The organism is Amycolatopsis sp. NPDC114478, assembly GCF_055633805.1.
Genome location: NZ_JBVKDO010000011.1, coordinates 147032 through 167475 on the forward strand (window position 1 = coordinate 147032; position 20444 = coordinate 167475).

The window sequence follows — 20444 nt, forward strand, 5'->3', positions numbered from 1 at the left end:
TTCAGGTGGAAGGATCGGGGGAGGTGACGGGAGATGCCCAGCTCCGTGATCATCGTCGCGCTCGCCGCGGCATGGCTCGTCGTTCTCGTGCCCATGGTCGCGCGAAAGCGGCAGCAAGTGGCCCGCACGGCCGACTCCGCGCTCGCGGCCAGGGTCGTGCGCAGTGGACGCAACGAAGACCGGGAGGAATTCGCCATGTCCGACGAGCCAGTGAAGTCCCGGCCTTCGGTCGAGGACGACCTCGCGGAGCTCGAAGCCGAACTCGAGCTCGAAGACGAGGTCGACGAACCGGAGCCCGATCCCGAGCCGCTCCCGCAGCCGTCCCGCGCCGAGCGGGCGGAGCGGGCCGAACGCGCCGCTTACCGGCCTGGTCGCGGCGGCTTCGACCCCGAAGCGGCGGAGATCGCGGCGCGCGCGAAGTACAGCTTCCGGCAGCGCGTGGTCGTCATCCTGCTGGTGATCGCGGTGGCCACGGCGGGCATCGCGGGCTTCCTCGTGCCGCTGGTCTGGTGGGGCCACGCGCTCGCCGACGTCGTGCTGGTCGGGTACCTCGTGTACCTGCGCCGGCAGGTGCGGATCGAGGAGGAGATCCGGCAGCGCCGGCTCGCCCGGTTCAACAGCACGCGGGCGCCTCGGCGTCCGGCTCCGCGCCCGTCTGATTCCTTCTCTGAGGTCGAGGAGCCGGTCGAGGACGTCGAGGACGTGGACGTCGTCGAGCCGGTCCGCCGCGAGGTGGTCGAGCGCCGTCCGTCGCCGACTTCGCGGGTTCGTCGCAGCGCGGTGGTCGTCGATCTGGACGACGAGGACCCGGCGTTCGAGGAGCTCGACGAGCCGGGGACCGGGCCTTACCGGCGGGCCGTCGGGGAGTGACCCCCCGTGCCGGGTGCTCGTAGGGCACTGATACGCTCTACGAGCACAACCAAGGGGCTGTAGCGCAGTTGGTAGCGCGTCTCGTTCGCATCGAGAAGGTCAGGGGTTCGATTCCCCTCAGCTCCACCAGAACATCGTTAGTAAGACCCCTGGCCGCCAGGACAGGGGTAAGGGCCTCCAGCAGGGAGCCTGACAGCTCAGGAGCGTCACGCAGCAGCGTGGCGCTCTTGTCTGTTTCAAGGCTCACACGGCGCGTGTAGGTCTTCTGACTGCCGCCAGTCGCGCGCGTAACCAGGTAGACATGACGCAGACCCGCGAACGGCTCGCGCATGTCCTGACGCACGACCTTCTCACCTTCGATGTACAGGCGCTCGAAGAACACCGAGTTCAACAGTCTCTGGACTGCCTCGTTGTCAGCGTCCTTCGCGGCCCGGTAGGCCGCATAGGGTTCGTCGAGGAGGTCTAGCGCGCGGCTGAGCGTGTCCACGCCGCCCTGCACCGTGTCGTGGTGGTTCTCTAGCAGGGCGAGGAGCTTGCGCCGCTCTGCGTGCAAGCTGGCCACCTTGGCGTTGAGCTTGTCCTTCGGCCACTCCTCATCCGCCGCGAGGTCAAGCAGGTAGTCCTCCTTCTTATCCAGCTTGGCGATACGTTCGCGTAAGCCTGCCTGCACCGACTTTGTAAGACCCTTGTGCACCGAAGCGGCCTCAAGCGCACGTTCACGCAACTCTTTGCGGAACTGCGCAGGGATAGTCAATGCGTGCTTGTAGTGGGTTGCTACTGCGTCTTCGACCACTTCAACGGGTACGAACCGCTTGTCACAGCTCCGGTCTTTACGGCCACTACAGAAGAAGTAATAGTAGGTTCCGCCATGCCGGCCGATCGACTTGTTAATGAGGAGACGCTGATTGCACTTGCCGCACCACACTAATCCCTTGAGGTAATGGTGGTAGATACGTCGCCGTGTACCAGCACCGTGGCTCGCGAGGACGCGCTGCACCTGATCGTATAGTTCTTCTGATATGAGCGCATCATGACGGCCGTTCTCGTATTCAACACCCTTGTAGACGACGCTGCCGAGGTAGTAGCGACTCTGCAAAACCTTGTACAACGTCTGCGTCGAAATTGGCCGCCCGCTGCGTGGCATTCGCAGGCCAGCATCCGTCAACTTGTCCCGAAGTTCGTCGATACTCTCATACTGACCCGTGGCGTATAGTTCAAAGGCCATCTTCACGAACGGTGCACGTTCCTCGTCAACAATGATTGTGTTGACGCGTTTGCCATCGACGAACTTGACTCCATTCAAATAACCAAGTTTCGCCATACCGTTCGTGCCCCCGTTTTCTGCGTTGTGGAGCATCTTGACTTTGATGTCTTCGCCGTTGCGCTTCACCTCCATCCAGTTCATGACGTCGACCATCGCGCCCATTCCCTCGGCGATATAGCCTTCGCCGAAATCTTCCTTGACCGAAATCAAACGCACGCCGAGTCGATCAAAAAGTTGCTTCGTGATCGCCGACTCAACGTAGTTGCGGAAAACTCGCGAGCGCATGTAGATGAACACATACTTGACTTCGCGGTGTGCTTCCAGGTATGTGAGCAGTTCGCGAAACACTGGCCGCTTCTCAATAGTCTGAGCAGACTTGCCAGGCTCCACAAACTCACGCTGGATTGCAACTCGCATGCCGCGAGCCTTCTTGCGCGTCTGTTCCCGCTGCGTGGCGATCGAGTTACCGTCTTCATCAACGTCGGCAGCCGTGTTGAGTTGGCGTTTCGAGCTAACCCGCAAGTAACTAATGCCACATTCTGCTTTCTGTCCCACTTCACCCCTCCTTATTTACGCAGCGATTAAACAGTCAAGTTGGCGGCGAAAGTACATCTTCGGCGCGGGTGCGGGTACACCGATCAGCCCCAACCGAGAAAGTCGTGTACTCATGGCCTCTGATGAGACGTTGAACAGGTTGGCGGCAAGCGACACATCACCAGTGTTGCGCCAGACGTGTTTCGTCAAGTCTGCGGGCATCAGCGCGCAGGCCGCGAACTCATTACAAATGGCCTCAACCTGTTGAGCCTGACGCCGCGCGTCGCCACTTCCGAGCCGCTCATGGAGCATGTCAGCATGCACAAAATCCAAGACGTGCTTGAACTCATGCAAAAGAGAGAAGCGTTGCCGCACCGCAGGCTCACTGCCGTTGATGAATACTTTTACCTGAGCATCTCCGGCGTTTGTGGTGATGCCACTCGTGCCGTTCATTTTATATTCTGGCGCGAACGAAACGGGAATCGTCTGCTGTTCAACGAGCCAGATCAGATTGAAATCCGGTTCTGCCGCCTCAAGCTGTTTCCGAAGTTCTGCCGCTTGTAGCCGCGCAGCGTGCAGTGATTCGCCGTAACTGAGCGGACGGCGAGGCAGTAGTGCGCGCAAATCGTCAATCAGCTTTGTTATGTCCTTTGTTGTTCGTGTCATGTCCTCCCTCCTTTCGTTGTTGATAGTCCTCGATAAGCTGAGCGAGTACGTCCGCGTCTTCCTCGCTGACTCCGTACGCCCGCCTGAAATACGTTCGTACCGGGGGCAGCGGTTGCGGTGTCACGCCAATGAAGCTCAGTAGTTCGCTCGGATCAAGCTCTAGAACGTCCGCAATGCGTTCAAGTACCTCGGGGGCCGCCTTATGGCGTTCCCCCGATTCGAGCCGAGATATGAAGCTCTTGTGCACGCCCACCAGCCGGGAAAGCTCCCCGAGCGTTATACCCGCCTCCATTCTCTTTGCTTTTATATATTCTCCAATTACTTGCGCATCTGCCATGCCTGCCTCCTCTCTGCATAGCATTATGCCTCATCCGTTGCCAGCTGGCAACTGTAGTAATTACAACGAGTAGTGTTACGTGCGCAGCATGTTCGAGACAAATGTCATCGCGTCAGCTTCCGTACAGACCGAAAAGAGCGTTTGTGTGTCTCGCGGAAGGCGCGCAACGACGTCTTGTACAACGCCCTGACGCGCCGCATCAGGGCAGGTGATGAGCACTCGTGGCATAACGCCATTTGGAGCGAGTTGCCCGCGTCGCATGAAGCTAATGTACGTCTCAAGCTTGCGCTTGATCGCTGGTCGATGTTCCGTTGCCTTATCTACTTCAACGGCCCAACTGTCCACAATATCGCCCCGTGCGACACTCATAAACGCGTCAGGCTTTAGAAGCCCGCCGTTACCGTCTGGCATCCATGAACGAGGCTCAGCTTCAAACTGAACCAATTCCAAATCTTCGTTCCGATGTGATTCGAGCGCCCGGACGTACAATTCCGAAGTAGCGACAGCGTGACTAATGAATCGCTCACCGGGGATAGTTGGTCGGCGAAGCCGACCTTCTTGCCCAATACGCTGCTCAAAGATGTTCGATAGCACAATGCCGCATGAATCAAGGGTAAACACTATTTCCGTCGAGCCGTGCTCTGTACCGCCGATTCGTCTCGAAAACCGCTTTAACACACGCCAGTCAACGAGTCGATGCAACGCACGCGCTCGGGAAACAATTCTGCTGCGTCCAGATAAGTTAGAGAAATGAAGGCGTTCGATCTGAGAACTGTTGAGGACACGAACGCGGCGAAGGTCCTTCACGATGTCACGGTCACGTGACGTCAAGCGCGCTAACACCCATTCAACGTGTGCCTGCCGGACGCGTTGGGGTTGCCCATTCCCGCCCACTATGAACCTCCTGGGGAGTGTAAGAGTGTCCCCGGCGTTAACGCAGCCGGCATGACCCTGACCAGCGTAAACACTGGCCGGCTGTTCGAGTGCCTATCAACGCCGATGACAACACCGAAGACAACGCGGCTCATGCTGAGCCTCCGCGCTTCTGACGGCCCACGGGCGGGGTGCTGCGCTGGTCTTGCGTAATGCGTCGAGTCATCGCTTCTTCAACGATATGTCGCGCGACACCAAAGCGTTCACGGCTGAGCGAAGCAATCGCAGCAGCGTCCGAGATTGGTGGTTCAGGTGGCAAGCTCGCGCCTGTTACTGGCGCTAGTGTTTGGCCGTTAACGCACGGTCGCATGACCAGTTCATATGGCGCCAATCCAACAAGATCGTCAGCTGTTAGCGGCCCGAAGCGACGTTCGAGCACCTTGGCGTCATCATACTCGACTGCGAAAGCGATTTGCGTACGCACAGTTCCGAGCACCGCCGCGCGGACAACTTCCGGGAGTTGCGAAAGGTACTGATTAGCGAGTGTAATGCCGAGGCCAAAGCCACGTGCTTGCGCCAACATGTCGGCGATTGGCAGCGGTAGCCGTACAACATCCTGTGCTTCGTCGATATACGCGAAGCATGGCTTGCGTCGCTCCGGGGCGATCTTCACGCGGTTCAGTGTTGCTCGCCATAGCTCCGAGATAAGCAGCGCACCGAGGAGATTACCGGTCTCGGTTCCAATATCACCTTTGGCCAAGTTTACGAGCACCACGGAGCCGTGCCGAAAGATGTCCTCGAAATCGATGCCGGCCGATTGACCCAACATGAGGCGTATGGGGACGCGCTGCGTGAAAGCTTCTACTTTGTTGAGTACGCTGCCGATTTGTTGCAAAACGTCGTTCTCGGACAACTGATCGAAACGTTCCCAGTATGCGCGGTAGTGCTCAGGTAGTCGCGGATGCTTGGTGACGTACCGACGGAACGATGGGTTGGTGAGCAATGGCACAACTTCGCAAATCGTCATGGCGGAACCGTCACGAGCAGGCACGTGGATAAGTGCATTGAGTGCGGCCCGCAAGATCTGATCAGTCCGCGGTCCCCAGTACGAGGCCCAGATTTCGCGAAAGATGTGCAAAATATTGTCAACCGCAAGCTCCCGAGCTTGCTCGGTGTGGGCATTGCCCAGGATGTTCAGCCCGATTGGCTGCTCACGCTTACTCGCGTCTAACACGATGACGCGCTTTGCGGTTTCACTGTCGATTCGTTCGAGCACGCTCCCGATGAGGTCGCCTTTTGGGTCACACGCAAACACACCATAGCCAGCGCGAATATCATTCAAGATCATGCGACTGAGAAGCACAGACTTGCCGGTACCGGTCTGTCCGACTAGATATGTGTGGTGCGTCCTATCTTTGGCTGTTAATGCGAGCGGTCGTCCGGTGGCGCTCGGGTAGTTCGACGTGGCGATAACCTGGCCATGCGTCGGCATACTGAAGGCCGGCGGCAGCTGCTGCGAAGCACCAAAAGTCATGCCGGGAAGTGAAACACCGCCGAGGGGAAATCCGAGCAGGCCAACGCCTTCGGCTGCGTTGAAGGTAACCGGCCAGGAGGCAATAGGGTACTTCCGCTGTGTGAGTCGTGCAGCGACATCCACTGAGGCAATAAACCGCCGTCGGAGGCGCACGCCTGGTGCGTTCAGACCGTGAAGCGTGCTCCAGACACGCCCAAACAGGGCATGGGCTTCTGCGCTCGTTGGGGCCGCCACGCCAACACGTGCGACACCGAGCAAGATCGGTTCGCGGTGTTTGATGCGAGCGGCCTGGACCGCCTCCGCCTCACCGCTACCAGTCTGCTCGACGATGACTAACGGTGTTTGACCGTTAGCGTCGAATGACGAACGCACGGGCTCAGGCGTACCACCACTGACAAATATCCACTGAAGGCGTATCTCCGTATCAGGTCCGGCGATCGGCTGCAGGGATGCAAGCAACGCGGCGCTAGCAGGTTCGACGCGCGTGAACGCAAGGGGGCGATGGTCTGTTGTTGTCGTCGCTTCGGCCGCAACACGAAACTTAGGCGCGTGTGCTAGGTAGTCCGGTGCGGCGGTGATACGTGCACCAGCCAGCGAACCACGGAGACTTGCGAGTAAGTTAGCCTCCGCAGATTTACTAGTCATAACGTGAAAGAAGATGCCCCGAACATTGCTGGCGACTTCCCAACAGACGGGCGGCAGCGGGTACAGGCTGAGCTTATTCGGATGTGTCCGAGCCTGAATGTTACTTAGCCAAGCTTGCGCATCTGCTGCCGACAAGCTGGCCGGCATCTGTACTTGGTACGCAACCAGCTCGTTACGCCATTTCGCCGCGATAGCGGCACGCAACCACAGGATAAAACCCAGCGGCGCAGCTGCGATACACAGTAGTCCAACGAGCGTTATGAGCATTGGGTACCTCCCTCGCTCGGCGCATCAGACGTACGCGGCTTAGCTTCTTCCTCTGCTAGTTGCCGCGCTAACGCTACGGCGATCTGCGCAAGCAAATCGACATCTATGTTCTTTCGCCGCTTCTCGACGATGCGGATATACCACTCTCCCATCCGTTTCCTCCGTTATTACATGACCAGGCGTTGCCAGAAGGCAACAAACCCTACACATTGTTATGCGTTGCCAAGTGGCAACTGTCAAGTCGTAGAATTCACAACGGGTAGATGTAGGGGATGCCCGCAGGTACCCCCTACATCTAGTGGCCTACGACGGGGACGGCGGCCAGCTCGTGCCCATGCCCTCCGCCGGACGCGGAACGGGCGAGGGCCGCACGGTGGGCGTGTTGGGCGGCGTCCGTCGCTCCACCACCTGCCGGAGCCGTTCCGTCTGGCGCTCGAGTTCTTCGAGCACACGCGTCTGCTCGTCCACGGTGATGGCCTGGAGACTCTCGACAGCTTCCAGCCGTTCCACCGTCGAGGCTAACAGCTTTGATAGCCGCCGGACCTGCACGGCGAGGTCTCCGGGGTGCGAGGGCTTCTCGGGCTTGGGGGCGTTCATCTAGCGACGTCCTTTCGTGCGAGTGGTGCCCATGAGGGACTTGGCGGTGCGGTACCACTGATGACCACGCCCGAGGGCATAGCCGGCCGCTCCAGAAGCGGCCATGCGCAGCACGGTGCTCACCGCTTCGACGCCTCTGCCGCCCGCACAATGGCCCGGGCCGCCCAGATGGCCAGCAGAACCACGACGAGCCAGAACAGGAAGTGCGGCAGTACGGCGTACAGCACCATGCCGAAGAAAAAACAGACGAACGGCAGGCACAGCAGCGCCAAGGCAACTTTTGCCATGTTGAAAACTCCAGACAGGAAGAAATGAGAGGAAGAGAAACGGCCTACCGATGGCGGCCGACGACGACCCACACCAGGCCGCCGAGGATGACCGCGGCGGCAATGGGAATGAGCGCAGGGCTTACGAGCGACAACAGCAGGTCGAAGCCGCCGGACACTGCTTGCCACAGGCTCGGCGGCAAGACCGGCTGTAACAGCGCGGCCAAGAGCTTCAGGAACAGCCCGGCCACGACCAGACCAGCCACGATGGCCACCAGGCGACCGACGACCGAACCAGCTCCGTGCTTCACGAGGGGTGCACCTCCTTCCGCTTCGTCGTGGGGTGTGTCAGGTGAGGGTCTGACGGGAACCACTAGAGCAAACGGAGCAGTGCGTAAGCCAGCCGATGCGAGCTCCAAGCATTCAGCAGCAGCAAAGCCGCAGGTCAGAAGTTTGCGAGGAGGTTGCGAAGTGCGGTATTCAGAGTTTGCGAGGACTGCTCTTGCAGTGCTCACTAACTCTGATTCGGGTCTTCCGGCGACGTCTGTTGCTGAACCGCCCCAGGGGCATGGTCGCTTGCCTCGCCGCCCCGCGAAGCATCATCGGGACGTACATCAAATGGATCTGAAAGGTCGACCAGTTCATCGCCGGGCATGAAGACGCCGAGAGCGTTAAACTCGCGCACGCTAAGCTGCTCAATCCAATGGTCGACCTGGTCACCACCGCCGCGTAAATTTTCGGACATATGTGTACACTCGATTAACCTAATATTTATAACACTTCCATAACATTTAGTCAATATCTGGCCAGTGATGCTCTAGCGTGCGACGGTTGCGCGCACGCGAGTTTGGGAGTGACATGAGCGAGGATGAGACGCGGAAAATAGGAGTCGGCGTCTTTACGGAAGCCCTGCGCCAGCTCGCACAGGCAGAAGGTATTTGGCGTCCCGACTTGCTCGAAGTCTTGAACGGCCCGGCGAGCAATCTTCGCAGGACATGGGGGATAGAGAAACTAGAAAATGCTGATGATATGGAGCGTGCACGGTCAACCATGCACGCCTTTCTGCTCGGGTACTTACGGCAGGTTAGAACCCCTAAGGCGAGGAGTGTTGACGACCAAAACAAACGAGCCGTGACGTTTGGGCTTGTCTATAGGGCCAGTTTCAATCTTGTTCCGCCCGAGCATGAATTATCTGGAAGAAATATCGAAAAACGCCGCCAGTGGCTCATGAAAAAACATGGCATATCGAGAGCGACGATCGACCGCGACTACAAACATGCACTTGGTGAAGTTGCCCGTCTTATCCAGTCCGGCTATCAGGTGACGGCTCCGGATGTGGAGCCAGGCGCTGTCGAGTCAGTGGCGGAGTTGTCGCCAGTCATCGAACCTGCATCTTCAGATGCGAGAACCGCTTGGTACCGTCGTCGTTCCCTTCATCTGGCCAGCCTGGCCGGTGCGGTTCTGCTGGCTACGGCTATCGTGGTGCCGCTCAGTTTGTCAGAGGAAACCAACGGCAATGCCCCTTCGGGTGCATCGACGCCGAATGCACTGCCGTCAACGACGAAGGCTGCTGCCTTGCCAGCCTCGACCGGCCCGCCTCCGCCGCCGCTCGTCGTCGCAGTACAGAGCGTCCGCGACGCAGCAGCCGGGTGGCACGTCACCTTTGACCGTGCCGACAAGGCAGGTACCGGTGCCGCACTGGTCGCGAGCGAACCACGTGCCGCGTTCCCCAATGGCAGGTTTGACGAGTTCCTGCGCAGCGAACTGGCCGCCGGCGGGTACCTCGCGGGTGGCGCCATGCTCAAGCTGCAAGTCAGCGGTGTTGCAACCGGCACTGTCGAAGTGACAGACGTCCGCCCCATCATCGAGAAGCGTGAACCGATCAAAGATGGACTAACGGTCGTCATGGGAACCCAAGGCAACGAACTTGATGAGAGTGTGGGCCTCCAACTTGACGAGGCTAACCCAGTTGCAAAAGATTACGACCCGACGCAAATGAAGTTCGGAAAGTCCTACTTCCTTGACAAGCACATCCGAATTGCACCGAAGACCTCCGACACGATCAACATTATGACGCTGGCAACGCGTTATTCGTACACGTTCCGCATCGCTATTGACTACACTGTGGATGGCAGGCGCGGTACGCGGACTGTGTCTGTTGACAGTGGCATTACGCCGTTTCGCGTCACCCCGGACTTCTGCGGAACGCAAGCCTTCGACATTCCAAGCGCAGACCGTGACCGGCTCCGTACAGTTCGCTACGCCACTGTACATGCCATGGGCGTAGATCCAGCCATTGCAAACTATGCCTGGAAGGATGTTGACCCTGCTACCTACAGTGCGAACTGTGGTGGCTCATGAAGTCGCGAGTTTCGAACACACCGCTTGCTGCCAAGTCACTGACGCTCGTGCGAACTCCCTCAAACAACGACTTCGGCAGTCAAGATGTGCAGCCGCATGGGCAAATAGGTAGCACTTCTGTCTGTGGCGGCCCACACTGTCCCCATGACCGACCCGTTCGAGGCCCAGCCAACCCCGTGGCCCCACCCGCAAGCGGACCTGCTTGCCGGTGACGATGACTGGTGGTTCGTCGCCTGCATGGACTGGCCGCGGGACCAGTGGCTTGGCTACATCGGCGGGTATTGGAAGGCGGCCAGCCTCATCCTCGCCCAGGTGGCAGTCACCGGCCGCGACCAGGACTACCTGGTCTACCCCTTCCTCATGTGCTGGCGACACCACGTTGAGCTGCAGCTCAAGAACCTCATCATCCAGTGCCAGCGCTGCAAGCGCGTCGAAGTGGACTTCCCGCGTACGCACAAGATCGAAGTCCTGTGGTCGCGCACCCGAAAGTTGCTCGACGAGGTGTACCCGGACGACGACCGGGAACGGCTCTATGACGTCGCACGCATCCTGACGCAGCTTGACGGGTTCGATCCCACCTCGGAGCACTTCAGGTATCCGGTTGCACGGGACGGGTCGCCGACCCTCGAAGCGCTGCCGCGCGTGCACATGCGCCTGTTCCATGAAGCCATGGAAGGCGTGGCTCACTACTTGGATGCCACCGATACTGGGCTCCGGGAGAAGATCGACAGCGAGAACGAAGCCCGAGAGGCAATGCACGACCTTTACGGCCCCTGACGCGCAAAACACCAGGCCGCCCGCATCACGGACGGCCTGGTGTCGTGGTTGTTCGAGCTTCGGCTACGCGGACGCGGCCGGAACCCCTCGCGCTGTGTCGTACAGCCATCGTCGGAAGTCCGGCGAGCTGGTGTAGATGGTGGGCGATTCGCCCGGGTACTGCGCGGCTGCCCGGCTGCACGTGCCCACGAGCTGCGGCACGCCGTTGACGACCTCGACGGCCGGGCCGCCGGAGTCCCCGCCGCCGGGGCCGTCCGTGCCGTGCGGGTTGTCGGTGCAGATCTCCCCGGCAGACTGCTGGGCGTCGGCGCACTTGGCCGCCGGGAGCACCCGCGTGTTGAGCTGCTGGAGCTGCGTGGGCAAGTTGGAGGTGTCGCCGTCCGGCTCGTCCGAACCCCAGCCGTACAGCGTCACCCGATCACCGGGCTTGGCGGCGTGCCCGGCGAGCTGGATGGGCTGCATGTTCACCGGGTGGTCAAGCTGGAGCATGGCCACGTCGTCCACCTGCTGTTGCGGTGCACCGGCCGACCACTGCCAGCCCGGATGCACCACGATCTTGACCACCTTGGCCATCTCGCCGCCTTGAGTGCGGTCCTTGGAGCCGACGCGCACTGAGAACGTCTTGGCCGCCGTGGGAACGCTCATCCCGGCAGGGTTGTCAGTGACGCAATGGGCATTGGTCACTGCCCATCCGCGGAACAGGAGTGCAGCGCCGCAGTAGTGCCGGGCGAAGCGCCCGTAGTCGGGCGCGTCGTACTGGAGTGAGGCCATCCATGACGTGTTCCCGGTGGCCTGGTTACCACCCACGATGTTCGGCTGGACGGCGGCGGACGCCGGAGCGGTGCCGAACAAGCTGGACAAGCCGGCCAAGGCGGCCACGGACGCGATAACGGTCTTTCTCAAGAGCTTCCTTCCTCGTGTTTGTGCTTCGGACACCTCCGGCGTGTCGGGTACCGGAGGGGATTAGGGGCGCGGGCTACAGTTCTCGCCCGTGCTCGGCGCGGTACGCCGCTAGCTCGGTTTCGTCGGGCGGCTCGTTGCCGTCGTTGTAACAAAGCGTCAGGTGATGTGCTTCTGGCGTGCCGTCTGACTCGTCTTCTATCTGCACTTCGACGGCTACGGCGTGGATATTCACGCAGCGTTGCGCGGGCTGGCGTAGCCAAAAGGCCGCCTGAAGGAAGCAGTCGGCAACCTGCTCATCGGAGAACATAATCACGTAGGCCACGGGATGGTGTCCGTTCGGTGGGGACTATTCGAGACGTTTCAAGCCGTCGAGGATGCGTTGCATAAAGGCTGTGTCGGGTTGCTGGTCAAGGTCTCGCCGGGGCCACGGTGTCGGCGACCGGTTGACATACGGCCGACGGCGACGAGGCAGCTGGACATAGGCTGGTATCGGCTGTGTTGGCACATCGTCGGGTGATATAGCCGGAAGCACCTCGGTCGGTGCTTCCGCAAGTGCTTCTTCGGCTCGTTCGTGTCGTACCCGCGCGATAATCACCGACGGCGAACGGTCGTCAGTGTCGGGTGTCCGTTCACGAAGTCGCGCAACTGCTAAGACCCCCAGGCTTAGCAGGAACAGGCCACCACCGACAATGGCGACGTACAGCCCGAGCGGGTTCACGAGTCCGGCGGTTCCCGGACAACATGCCGGCCGTCCGGGTCGTTGTCCGGCATCTTGTCGGCGTAGAGCTTAAGGGCATCGGCGAGGGCTGTCAGTAAACCGCTGCATTCCGTAAGTTCGGCGGCAGTGACGACACCGACCTTGAAACGGGCCGCCACGATCTTGAGGTCGGCACCAGTGACGTCGATTAGCTCAGAAAGGCTTGCCGGGGGTTCGCTCACGCGCCCGCGCCCTTCTCCTCGGGTCCAGCGTGTTCGTCGAGAAGGTCGGCCAGTTCGCGGAGCATCCCGGCATATTCGCGCTGCTTCTCAGACGTCATTGTGTTCAGCATGAGGGCGTTGGCGACCGGTTCGGCGTGGGTGCTCACCGCTTGCAGCGATTCGATCAGGGCTTTAGTGTCTTCGTTCATGAGTCCCCCTGTTAGGCAGTGATCGGCGGCGGGCTATTCGGCGGTTCTGGCTCCGGGTGGCTGTGTGCTTCGACGAACCGCTCACTAAAACGGTGCACGAGCGTGCCCAATTCTCCGAGTAGGTCACCGAATAAAGTCAAATCAGGTGAAGTGGACGCGGGCCGACGTTCCGAAAGATCGAGCATCTGCGCACTCGGGTTTCGTTTTTCATCGTGCATCCAAGCGCTGACTTCAAGGATGCCGGCCAGCTCACGCAGGAAGTCGGCGTACTGCTTTTCACCTTCGACTGAGCGACGGTTTGCCCGGATATCGGCAGCCAAGGCAGATGTGCCCCGACTAGCGGCGTCGAGGGCATCAACAACAACGTGGGTTTCGGGCGATAAGCTCATGCGGCGCACCGTTTCGAGGTAGTCAACATGCGGTAGCGCGGACATGGCCAGCGACACCCGCACAGTTCGCAATGCCGGCCTGTTTCCTCGGGTTCGTGTAACCACCACGCCAGATGCGCCAGCGGTGCCCACAGGTTGACGGTCGATACGGTGTGTTGCGGCGAGGTTGCAGTCACTCGATCACCGTTTTGAGCCGCATGGCGAGCACCTGCGCCCGCGCGGTAAAGCTCAAGTGCTCAAGCATCTGGTCTTGCAGAAAGGCGTTGTGCGCCAGGTGCCGCAAGCTCGGCACCACGACGTACCGCGCACCAGTGCGCACCAGTTCGGCAACCAGCTCGTCAAACGCCTCACGCGAGCCGCAGTGAAACTCGAAGAAGAACCGCGCGAAGTACAGGCCGTGCGTCTCGGCATAGGCGATCACGTCACGCTCAAGCCGACGCACCTTGTCGTCTGGCACATCGCACGGCACCCGCATGTAGCCGTAGGCCCGTGGCAGCGGCACAGCCGCCGCTTTCGCCTGATCGAGTATCGCCGTCATCTGGTCATCCCTGGTGCTGGTCGTCCTGGCGGTATCCGGGGCGGCCAGTGGTGGCACTGGCACGACCGATGGAGGGCGGCCGCGCAACCGCGCTGTCGAGATTCAACGCGGCCAACCGCCCCGAACACCGGTTGTTGACCTTGGTTGACCAGCGCCGACTACACCAGGTAGCCAACCGGGCACTCGCCGGAAGAAGACCGGCACTTGCTAGGCTTGACCAGCGGGAATGGCTCGGCAGGGTTAGGTACAGAAGGGTGAGCACGTGGCAGGTACGCGGCACCGCCTCATCCGCGCCCGGAAGGCCGCCGGGTACACCCAGGAATCCCTGGCCGAAGCCCTGCACACCGACCCTCGGACAGTCCGCAACTGGGAGAGTGGCAAGTCAGAGCCCATTCCGTACAAGCGCCCGAAGCTCGCGCGGCTGCTCGATGTCACCCCGAGCCAGCTCGACGCCTTGCTCACCGACGAACGCCCCGCCGAGTTGCTACCGGCAGCCTCCGCCCTCCGGCCAGCCAACGCCACCCCCGAGGACGACGAGGCCGCCGCCTGGGAGCTGGCCCAGCGCATCACGGCCAGCGACGTCGGTAGCGAGACGCTCTCCCAGCTTGAACACATCGTGGATGACCTGGCGATTGCGTACTCGACGTCCTCGCCGGCCGATCTCGCGGTGAAGCTTCGCGGCTACTTGCAGTACGTCGGGCAGCTCCTTGACGGGCGGATGACACTCGCCGAACACCGCCGCCTACTCGTCGTCGGCGGCTGGCTATCGCTGCTCTCCGGCACGGTGCACATCGACCTCAACCAACCGGCTGCTGCGCGTGCTCGGCTGCGTACCGCTGACAGTCTCGCCAAGCACGCCGACCATGATGAGATCCGCGCCTGGGGACTAGAGACCGAAGCGTGGTGGCTCTTGACAGATGGCGACTACCACGGCGCGTTGGAGCTCTCGCGCCGTTCGCAAAGCTTTGCTCCGGCCGGCAGTTCCATTGCAATCCAGGCCACGGCACAGGAAGGCCGCGCACTCGCCCGGCTCGGCGAGGCAACCGACATGTACCGCACTATTGAGCGCGTGAACCACTTGGTTGCGCCGCTCAAGGTTCCGGATCGTCCCGAACACCACTACCATTACGATCCCAATAAGTCCGTGGCCTACATGGCAACGACCCTGGCGTGGGCAGGTGATCCGGCGGCCGAAAGCTTTGCCCGCGAAATTATTGATCGTTTGAACCGTCAGGAACACAACGGCAAGTGGCCTCGCCGGGTGGCATCCGCCAATCTTGACCTCGCCCTCACGCTCATTGTAAGTGACCGGATGGACGAGGCGATTGGTGCGACACACAAGGCGCTGGCGTCCGGCTGTGTTGTGCCGTCAAATCACTGGCGGGCGGCGGAAGTGGTGGGAGCTGTCGAAGTCCGGAAGATGCCAGAGGCGCGGGAACTGCGTGAGGCTTATGAGGAAATGCGGCGACAAGACAACAAGTAATCTGCAATCAATCGGAGTATAAGCGTAACATGAGCGCCGTCCAGGAAGCTATTAAACAGCTTGAAACTCTAATTAAGGAATACGACGAACTCGCGGGTAAGTCTCAGCATAATGATATGTCTGACTATCCGAGCGAAAGTCGGGTTTTGGCCAATCGTCTTCAAGCCGCCATTGACCGGTTGACTGTGCCGTCCAGCACGTATGCGCGTCAGGCTGAATTGCAACGAAGCAAAGCGACACATACTCGATTGCTTCATCTGGGCGGTATTGTTCGCGCATTACGGGATGATCTTAGTGCAGGCTGGCTTGAGTCACTGGTTGAACTGGTGCACGCTGACATGCATAGTGACTTCCTTGAGATGGCAGACGAGCTTCTTGCAAAGAAATATAAGGACGCAGCGGCCGTCATCGCGGGATCATCGCTAGAGGTCCACATCAGAGCACTATGCCTGAAGCTCAGTGTGGCGACTGACGACAACGGCAAGCCAAAAAAGGCTGACACGATGAACTCCGACCTCAAGAAGGCTTTCGCGTATGGCGCACTTGAGCAAAAGCAAGTGACCGCTTGGCTAGGCCTTCGTAACGCGGCCGCACATGGCCAATATGGCGACTACGTCGAGAGCGACGTAAGGCATCTCATTGACGGAGTTCGCGGATTCGCGATCAAGTATCCAGCCTGAAGCCCGCCGAGGTCAATGATAAGTTATCAAGCGGGTGGTTATCAACAGCTTGAAACCTGCCCTTGTAATGGAGTAGCACATGCACATCGACCCAGCCTGGGCTCCAGTCGTTGCTGCGCTCGGCGCGTCTTTCTTAACGATCCTGGGCACTTTCGGATTGACGCAATGGCAGCGTTGGCGAGATGGACGCACCTCAGCGAGGAACGCAAAGCAGGCAGTCTACGGTGAGTTTCACGCTCGCATTGTCTCGTTTGCGCGCCGCGTTGAGTCACTCGGCCTGACCAAGCAGATGCGATCCGGTATTGACGAAGGTATCGGCGTGATGACCCGTCAAAGAAAGCCACTCGACCTGTTCGCTTTGTACGATTGGGTTGATGTTGAGTTCAAGCCTCTCAATGATGCGTACTCCAGGATCTGTGCGACAGGCAGTCAGGAGGCAATTGATATTACGACACGCCTGCTCGCGACCTGTAGCGACTTAACCGGCTACGCGATTGCTACCGACGAGCAGCGCGGCCTACTTGCTAAGCTTATCCGCGGCGAGGCGCAAACTGACCAGCAAAAATCAGATTACCACAAGTGCCTCGTGACCCTACTCAAAGAGAACGAGAACTTCGCGCGGCTTATCCGAAAGGAGGCCGGAAGGGCTGCTGCGGTCTTCCCGATTGAACGTCGTGCACTGACCGCAGTTGAGGGATCCGACGACACACCGGAAATGCTTGACGGTAAATCGCCTGACACCTCCCACGAGAAGTAGTATAGAATGTGTCAATGACAAGCAGCGACACGCAGCCATCAAAAGAGCCTTCTGGCAAGGCTCCCGGCGATGCAATTGATGTCGCTTCACTGCCGTGGCTGTTCACGCAGCATCATCCTATCGACGCCAGCGAATTCATTGGATATGCCAAAGAGCGCGGCGTCGATCTTGATGAACGCAAGCTGCGGCAACTTTATAAGCACGGAATTCTCATTCCGTTCATTGGAATTAGCAGCAGACGACACACTCAGTCGCAGGTGCAGACCTATGACGAACCTCAGCGCGGAGGCACTCGACTCTACGACTTTCGAGAGGCCCGAAGAGCTGGCCGCCTCCTCGACTTGCGCTCTGTACCCTTTCTGCCGAGGCTGAGTTTCGACTCAGAGCGCAGCGCGAGCTCTGGCCTGTGGAGCGGTCCGATCTATTCGCATCACCAGCTTATCATTCTTCCTAAGCTTGAAAATTGGCTTACACGCTGTCAGTACTCATACCGTAACAAGAAAGTATACCCGCGCCTTCCGGAACCTGACCTATTCCTCAAGCACTGGGCGTCCTGGTATCACCAGATCGCACTGATGGCTACAGCGCTTGAAGCGCGATACCTGCCAGTGCTCGACCCTGAGTGGACTCATCTGGTCAACGCCGAGATTGACGAATTTGAGCGTTACCGTCAGAACTTTGACCCTGTAGCGATGAGTACGCGGCTCAAGTATTCGCCCGAGCAAGTCCGGAAGGACGCAGAAGAGTTACTGTCCGTCGCTCGTTCAATCGAGCCAGCCGGCGGAGCGTGGAGCCAACTCATGAGACGGGCTCCGCGAGACTCATGGAAGCAACTAAGCGGAAACGCTTTGTCGGCGATGGAGCTTCGGGAGACTGCTGAGATCCTGCTGCGGTTCTATGAAGACTTGGTCGACCGTGAGGTTGCCATGCCGCTGCCCGCAATACCCGAGAACGCACCTCATCCTCTTCACGAGCGATTGAGTATGAGGCCGAGGACTCTCGACCAAGACTTGATGAGCCTCGGCCTCTCGCCGCATCCTCGGGTGGTATTGGCCGTCGAAGGCGAGAGTGAAGAAAAACACGCGCCTCGCGTGTGGAAAACACTTGGCTATCCAGCGACACCCGAACTAGTCCGCTTCATGAAGTTGGGCGGAGTCGACAAGGACCCGGTAAAGCTTGCAGCGCTCGCGACCACACCCTTAGTCACTCGAAAAGACCCGAGTGGCCAGTTTTGGTGGATCAACAAACCGCCAACGCGGTTCATGGTTGCCGTTGATCCCGAGGGGCGTTATGCGCGAGATAAGATCAAGGGAACCAAAAATCTCATAATCGATGAGATCAGGTCAGGTCTAGCTGCCCAGGGAGCAAAGACCACTGAAGAATCACTAGGCGATCTTGTCGACCTTCGCACCTGGGACGCTAAGTGTTATGAGTACGCGCATTTCACCGATGAAGAGTTAGCCGCAGGCATTGCCGAGATGCATGACACGCTCAACTCCTGGTCTAGGGAACAGCTCATAGAGGCGCTGGCCTACTGGCGCGAGCAGGGGAAAGATATCGAGCGCGTCTGGACGAGTGGCTATTGGGATTCGCAACTGAACCGGCCGAGCGGAAAATGGAAGCGCGAGGTCAGCAAGCCGAAACTTGCAGAAGCACTCTGGCCAACTCTAGAGCAGAAGATTCAAGCTGCAATGACGGAGCCAGACGCGCCGATGCCTCCCATCGCGCAGGTAATTCAGGAGGCCTTTGCAGTGGCGCAGAACTGGCGATACAAGACGTTCGTACTCACTGCTGCCGAGTAGGCACGGCAACCCTAGAATTTGCAGTGCCTGCGAGACCTAACTGTCGTCGAAGACGACCAGCAGGCCACCTTTCTGTGGTTTCATCGCGAGGTGGCCGAGTTGTTGTTCTGGCGCCTTGGTGATGTACATCGTGTGAACAAGAAGCTCCTTGCCATCCAGCTGTTCTGCGGCCACAAACGAGATGTCTGCGCTTCTACCAACGGCATCCAGGGTTTTCAATTGCTTGAGAATACGTGCCGCTAGTGATCCTTCAACCGTCCCTCCTGTCGCTGTAACAGCCGCCCCACGCTCCGCAAGCTGATTTCGTACCGTTCGGCAAGCTCTTGCCTGGTAGCTCCTTCACGGTACTGGAGTAGCAGGAGCCGGACCTTCGTCTCACCAAGCCGCTCCTCAACGGTGGGTTGCGGCCCCTTCCGCTCGTCGGACTTCACGCTACGTCGCTTGCTGTGCTTCACAGCCTGCTCCTTGACCAGCTGTTTTGTGACTTCCTCCAGGCTGACAGGGGTCACAGAGGGGTCTGCATAGTGTCGTAGGAGGTCCACGTTTTGAAGGCCCGCACTCAGAAGAGTGCGGGCCTTTTTCGTGTCCGTGGCGGTGTTTTCAAGGCCGAATCCAGAGGTCACGGCTGCTCGCCAGGAGCACCCGGCCGTCCGGCAAGCTCGCCGCCGCGCTGACCGTATCCCTTGGACAGCCCAGTTCGCCTCGCTGCCAACCGCCGGCGCCGAGTGCCCAAACCACCGAGCAGGGTCGGCTCGACGCGCTCGAATCCCGCTCGATGCGCTCCCCGATCAGCACCGGCTTGCCCGCTTTGTCGATGGTTCCGCCGACTACCCTGCCGTCGCCCAGCGCCGCCGGGTCGGTGAGCCTCCAGTTGCCCGGTGCGCCCGTCATCACCACCGCGCCCGCCGCGTTTCCGCCGGCCAGCAGCCAGTTGCCGCCTACCCTCAGCACCGTGCCGATCTGGAGGTCGCTCTGGACCTTCGACACCGTCCAAGTCTCGCCTGCGTCACCGGAGGCCCAGACCAGTGGGCTCGCGCCGAGGGAGCCGGCCACGAGGACCTGAGCACCCTCCGCCGCGATCGCGTTGGGCGACCAGTAGCCCGGGCCGTCGCTCGGCAACTCGATCTCGCGCGCGGTGCGGCCCTCGTCGCCGGACACCCACGCGACCGGTTTCGCCCCGCCGGGACCCGGACGGGTACCTACGCCGACCAGGTTCCGGCCCGCGCGGGCCAAAGCCACCGCCTTCCGATCGAGCTCCGGCCGGAACAGCCGGACGACCTCGCCGGAGCGGTCCCGCCGGTAGAACCACTGGTCGAGCCCGATCACTGCCCCGTCCGCTCCCGGCACGGCGGCGGTGGCCGCGAAGGCGGTCGCGGCCTGCTCCAGCCCGCGGCCCGGTAAGGGGCCGAGCACCAGCCGGGTGCAGCCGTCCCTGCCCAGCCAGGTCGCCGGGACGCTACCGCTGTTGCCCGTCCGGTAGCTGCCGAAGCCGAGCACGCAGCCGTCGACCGGCACCAGCGTCATCAGGCCCTCGTGGGCCGAGACCGAGCCGTCCGATGCCGGGTACTCGATCCCGCCCGGTCGCACGGTGAAACCGAGCGCGCCCGTTGGTTCACCGGGCGGCAGGTTCCCGGGATCGCAAGCCACGACCGCGGCCAGCGACAGCGCGAGAATCGCCCCGAGCTTCTTCATGAGCGGGAATCTTGCCAGCGCAAGGTCACTTTTGAGCCGTGCGAGACCGTGACAGGGGCCGTGTCAGTTCGGGGTCAGGGTG

Annotated in this window: 24 protein-coding genes, 1 tRNA gene and 1 pseudogene; 9 read left to right on the forward strand and 17 right to left on the reverse strand. The window is 60.3% G+C overall.

Translation table 11 applies throughout. The features are described from left to right. The first annotated feature begins 33 nt into the window (after positions 1-33). From sepX to ACZ7OH_RS28535, 3 genes are all read left to right on the forward strand, one after another. Complete coding sequence (sepX, locus tag ACZ7OH_RS28525; protein ID WP_470283621.1) at positions 34-870, forward strand: divisome protein SepX/GlpR; 837 nt, start codon at positions 34-36, stop codon at positions 868-870. A gap of 53 nt (positions 871-923) precedes the next feature. Further along, positions 924-999, forward strand: a tRNA-Ala gene (locus ACZ7OH_RS28530). A 172-nt stretch (positions 1000-1171) separates the two neighbouring features. Beyond that, on the forward strand, positions 1172-1336 hold the full coding sequence (locus tag ACZ7OH_RS28535; protein WP_470283622.1) for a hypothetical protein: 165 nt from the start codon (positions 1172-1174) through the stop codon (positions 1334-1336). Between the two features lie 309 nt (positions 1337-1645). On the opposite strand, the pseudogene ACZ7OH_RS28540 reads toward ACZ7OH_RS28535, so the two are convergent. From ACZ7OH_RS28540 to ACZ7OH_RS28575, 8 genes and pseudogenes are all read right to left on the reverse strand, one after another. Further along, positions 1646-2689: pseudogene (locus tag ACZ7OH_RS28540) on the reverse strand (recombinase family protein); the annotation flags it as partial. A 15-nt stretch (positions 2690-2704) separates the two neighbouring features. Continuing rightward, the gene (locus ACZ7OH_RS28545) at positions 2705-3334 is read right to left on the reverse strand and encodes an ImmA/IrrE family metallo-endopeptidase (RefSeq protein WP_470283623.1); all 630 of its coding nucleotides are present in this window, start codon (positions 3332-3334) and stop codon (positions 2705-2707) included. After that, positions 3297-3671 carry a helix-turn-helix domain-containing protein gene (locus ACZ7OH_RS28550; protein WP_470283624.1) on the reverse strand — a complete coding sequence of 125 codons (375 nt, stop codon included), beginning with the start codon at positions 3669-3671 and terminating at the stop codon, positions 3297-3299. Before ACZ7OH_RS28550 ends, ACZ7OH_RS28545 begins: the two co-directional genes overlap by 38 nt. Positions 3672-3746: 75 nt before the next feature. Continuing rightward, the gene (locus tag ACZ7OH_RS28555) at positions 3747-4478 is read right to left on the reverse strand and encodes a replication-relaxation family protein (RefSeq protein WP_470283625.1); all 732 of its coding nucleotides are present in this window, start codon (positions 4476-4478) and stop codon (positions 3747-3749) included. A gap of 217 nt (positions 4479-4695) precedes the next feature. After that, positions 4696-6990, reverse strand: a complete 2295-nt coding sequence (locus ACZ7OH_RS28560; RefSeq protein ID WP_470283626.1) for a type IV secretory system conjugative DNA transfer family protein — start codon at positions 6988-6990, stop codon at positions 4696-4698. A gap of 303 nt (positions 6991-7293) precedes the next feature. After that, a complete protein-coding gene (locus ACZ7OH_RS28565) occupies positions 7294-7587 on the reverse strand; it encodes a hypothetical protein (RefSeq protein ID WP_470283627.1) in 294 nt (97 codons plus the stop codon). 119 nt (positions 7588-7706) lie between these two features. Then, a complete protein-coding gene (locus ACZ7OH_RS28570; protein WP_470283628.1) occupies positions 7707-7874 on the reverse strand; it encodes a hypothetical protein in 168 nt (55 codons plus the stop codon). 44 nt (positions 7875-7918) lie between these two features. Continuing rightward, positions 7919-8164 (reverse strand): hypothetical protein, encoded by a 246-nt coding sequence (locus tag ACZ7OH_RS28575; RefSeq protein ID WP_470283629.1) that lies wholly within the window; start codon positions 8162-8164, stop codon positions 7919-7921. A 547-nt stretch (positions 8165-8711) separates the two neighbouring features. Between ACZ7OH_RS28575 and ACZ7OH_RS28580 the strand changes: the two genes are divergently transcribed. Together ACZ7OH_RS28580 and ACZ7OH_RS28585 are read left to right on the forward strand one after the other, a co-directional pair. Beyond that, positions 8712-10214 carry a hypothetical protein gene (locus ACZ7OH_RS28580; protein ID WP_470283630.1) on the forward strand — a complete coding sequence of 501 codons (1503 nt, stop codon included), beginning with the start codon at positions 8712-8714 and terminating at the stop codon, positions 10212-10214. Positions 10215-10358: 144 nt separating this feature from the next. Next, positions 10359-10991 carry a hypothetical protein gene (locus ACZ7OH_RS28585; protein WP_470283631.1) on the forward strand — a complete coding sequence of 211 codons (633 nt, stop codon included), beginning with the start codon at positions 10359-10361 and terminating at the stop codon, positions 10989-10991. A gap of 63 nt (positions 10992-11054) precedes the next feature. Here ACZ7OH_RS28585 and ACZ7OH_RS28590 read toward each other — a convergent pair whose 3' ends face one another. The 6 genes from ACZ7OH_RS28590 to ACZ7OH_RS28615 all read right to left on the reverse strand — a co-directional run bounded on the left by ACZ7OH_RS28590 (position 11055) and on the right by ACZ7OH_RS28615 (position 13948). Beyond that, the gene (locus ACZ7OH_RS28590; RefSeq protein ID WP_470283632.1) at positions 11055-11927 is read right to left on the reverse strand and encodes a S1 family peptidase; all 873 of its coding nucleotides are present in this window, start codon (positions 11925-11927) and stop codon (positions 11055-11057) included. A 40-nt stretch (positions 11928-11967) separates the two neighbouring features. Then, positions 11968-12216 (reverse strand): hypothetical protein, encoded by a 249-nt coding sequence (locus ACZ7OH_RS28595; protein ID WP_470283633.1) that lies wholly within the window; start codon positions 12214-12216, stop codon positions 11968-11970. Positions 12217-12608: 392 nt separating this feature from the next. Continuing rightward, entirely contained in the window at positions 12609-12833 is a 225-nt protein-coding gene (locus ACZ7OH_RS28600; RefSeq protein ID WP_470283634.1) for a hypothetical protein, read from the reverse strand. Next, positions 12830-13021 carry a hypothetical protein gene (locus ACZ7OH_RS28605; RefSeq protein ID WP_470283635.1) on the reverse strand — a complete coding sequence of 64 codons (192 nt, stop codon included), beginning with the start codon at positions 13019-13021 and terminating at the stop codon, positions 12830-12832. The genes ACZ7OH_RS28600 and ACZ7OH_RS28605 overlap by 4 nt, the downstream gene beginning before the upstream one ends. An 11-nt stretch (positions 13022-13032) precedes the next feature. Continuing rightward, the gene (locus tag ACZ7OH_RS28610; protein ID WP_470283636.1) at positions 13033-13467 is read right to left on the reverse strand and encodes a hypothetical protein; all 435 of its coding nucleotides are present in this window, start codon (positions 13465-13467) and stop codon (positions 13033-13035) included. A gap of 115 nt (positions 13468-13582) precedes the next feature. Next, positions 13583-13948, reverse strand: a complete 366-nt coding sequence (locus ACZ7OH_RS28615; protein ID WP_470283637.1) for a hypothetical protein — start codon at positions 13946-13948, stop codon at positions 13583-13585. Positions 13949-14210: 262 nt separating this feature from the next. Here ACZ7OH_RS28615 and ACZ7OH_RS28620 point away from each other — a divergent pair, with 262 nt between their 5' ends. The 4 genes from ACZ7OH_RS28620 (at position 14211) to ACZ7OH_RS28635 (ending at position 18670) form a co-directional block, all read left to right on the forward strand. Further along, positions 14211-15431: a helix-turn-helix domain-containing protein gene (locus ACZ7OH_RS28620; protein WP_470283638.1), complete on the forward strand. Its 1221-nt coding sequence runs from the start codon at positions 14211-14213 to the stop codon at positions 15429-15431. A 29-nt stretch (positions 15432-15460) separates the two neighbouring features. Next, on the forward strand, positions 15461-16111 hold the full coding sequence (locus tag ACZ7OH_RS28625; protein ID WP_470283639.1) for a hypothetical protein: 651 nt from the start codon (positions 15461-15463) through the stop codon (positions 16109-16111). Between the two features lie 79 nt (positions 16112-16190). Then, entirely contained in the window at positions 16191-16868 is a 678-nt protein-coding gene (locus ACZ7OH_RS28630) for a hypothetical protein (protein WP_470283640.1), read from the forward strand. A 14-nt stretch (positions 16869-16882) separates the two neighbouring features. Continuing rightward, positions 16883-18670, forward strand: a complete 1788-nt coding sequence (locus ACZ7OH_RS28635; protein WP_470283641.1) for a hypothetical protein — start codon at positions 16883-16885, stop codon at positions 18668-18670. 36 nt (positions 18671-18706) lie between these two features. Here the strand turns inward: ACZ7OH_RS28635 and ACZ7OH_RS28640 are convergent, their stop codons facing one another. From ACZ7OH_RS28640 to ACZ7OH_RS28650, 3 genes are read right to left on the reverse strand one after another with little or no spacing between them, the layout of a single operon-like run. Then, entirely contained in the window at positions 18707-18889 is a 183-nt protein-coding gene (locus ACZ7OH_RS28640; protein ID WP_470283642.1) for a hypothetical protein, read from the reverse strand. Between the two features lie 20 nt (positions 18890-18909). Further along, on the reverse strand, positions 18910-19293 hold the full coding sequence (locus tag ACZ7OH_RS28645) for a hypothetical protein (RefSeq protein WP_470283643.1): 384 nt from the start codon (positions 19291-19293) through the stop codon (positions 18910-18912). After that, the gene (locus ACZ7OH_RS28650; protein ID WP_470283644.1) at positions 19271-20362 is read right to left on the reverse strand and encodes a hypothetical protein; all 1092 of its coding nucleotides are present in this window, start codon (positions 20360-20362) and stop codon (positions 19271-19273) included. The genes ACZ7OH_RS28645 and ACZ7OH_RS28650 overlap by 23 nt, the downstream gene beginning before the upstream one ends. Positions 20363-20444 lie beyond the last annotated feature (82 nt).

Coding starts and splice junctions, on each gene's coding strand:
- sepX (WP_470283621.1), top strand. CDS start 34: ATGCCCAGCTCCGTGATCATCGTCGCGCTCGCCGCGGCATGGCTCGTC.
- ACZ7OH_RS28535 (WP_470283622.1), top strand. CDS start 1,172: ATGACGCAGACCCGCGAACGGCTCGCGCATGTCCTGACGCACGACCTT.
- ACZ7OH_RS28545 (WP_470283623.1), bottom strand. CDS start 3,334: ATGACACGAACAACAAAGGACATAACAAAGCTGATTGACGATTTGCGC.
- ACZ7OH_RS28550 (WP_470283624.1), bottom strand. CDS start 3,671: ATGGCAGATGCGCAAGTAATTGGAGAATATATAAAAGCAAAGAGAATG.
- ACZ7OH_RS28560 (WP_470283626.1), bottom strand. CDS start 6,990: ATGCTCATAACGCTCGTTGGACTACTGTGTATCGCAGCTGCGCCGCTG.
- ACZ7OH_RS28565 (WP_470283627.1), bottom strand. CDS start 7,587: ATGAACGCCCCCAAGCCCGAGAAGCCCTCGCACCCCGGAGACCTCGCC.
- ACZ7OH_RS28570 (WP_470283628.1), bottom strand. CDS start 7,874: ATGGCAAAAGTTGCCTTGGCGCTGCTGTGCCTGCCGTTCGTCTGTTTT.
- ACZ7OH_RS28580 (WP_470283630.1), top strand. CDS start 8,712: ATGAGCGAGGATGAGACGCGGAAAATAGGAGTCGGCGTCTTTACGGAA.
- ACZ7OH_RS28585 (WP_470283631.1), top strand. CDS start 10,359: ATGACCGACCCGTTCGAGGCCCAGCCAACCCCGTGGCCCCACCCGCAA.
- ACZ7OH_RS28605 (WP_470283635.1), bottom strand. CDS start 13,021: ATGAACGAAGACACTAAAGCCCTGATCGAATCGCTGCAAGCGGTGAGC.
- ACZ7OH_RS28615 (WP_470283637.1), bottom strand. CDS start 13,948: ATGACGGCGATACTCGATCAGGCGAAAGCGGCGGCTGTGCCGCTGCCA.
- ACZ7OH_RS28625 (WP_470283639.1), top strand. CDS start 15,461: ATGAGCGCCGTCCAGGAAGCTATTAAACAGCTTGAAACTCTAATTAAG.
- ACZ7OH_RS28630 (WP_470283640.1), top strand. CDS start 16,191: ATGCACATCGACCCAGCCTGGGCTCCAGTCGTTGCTGCGCTCGGCGCG.
- ACZ7OH_RS28635 (WP_470283641.1), top strand. CDS start 16,883: ATGACAAGCAGCGACACGCAGCCATCAAAAGAGCCTTCTGGCAAGGCT.
- ACZ7OH_RS28650 (WP_470283644.1), bottom strand. CDS start 20,362: ATGAAGAAGCTCGGGGCGATTCTCGCGCTGTCGCTGGCCGCGGTCGTG.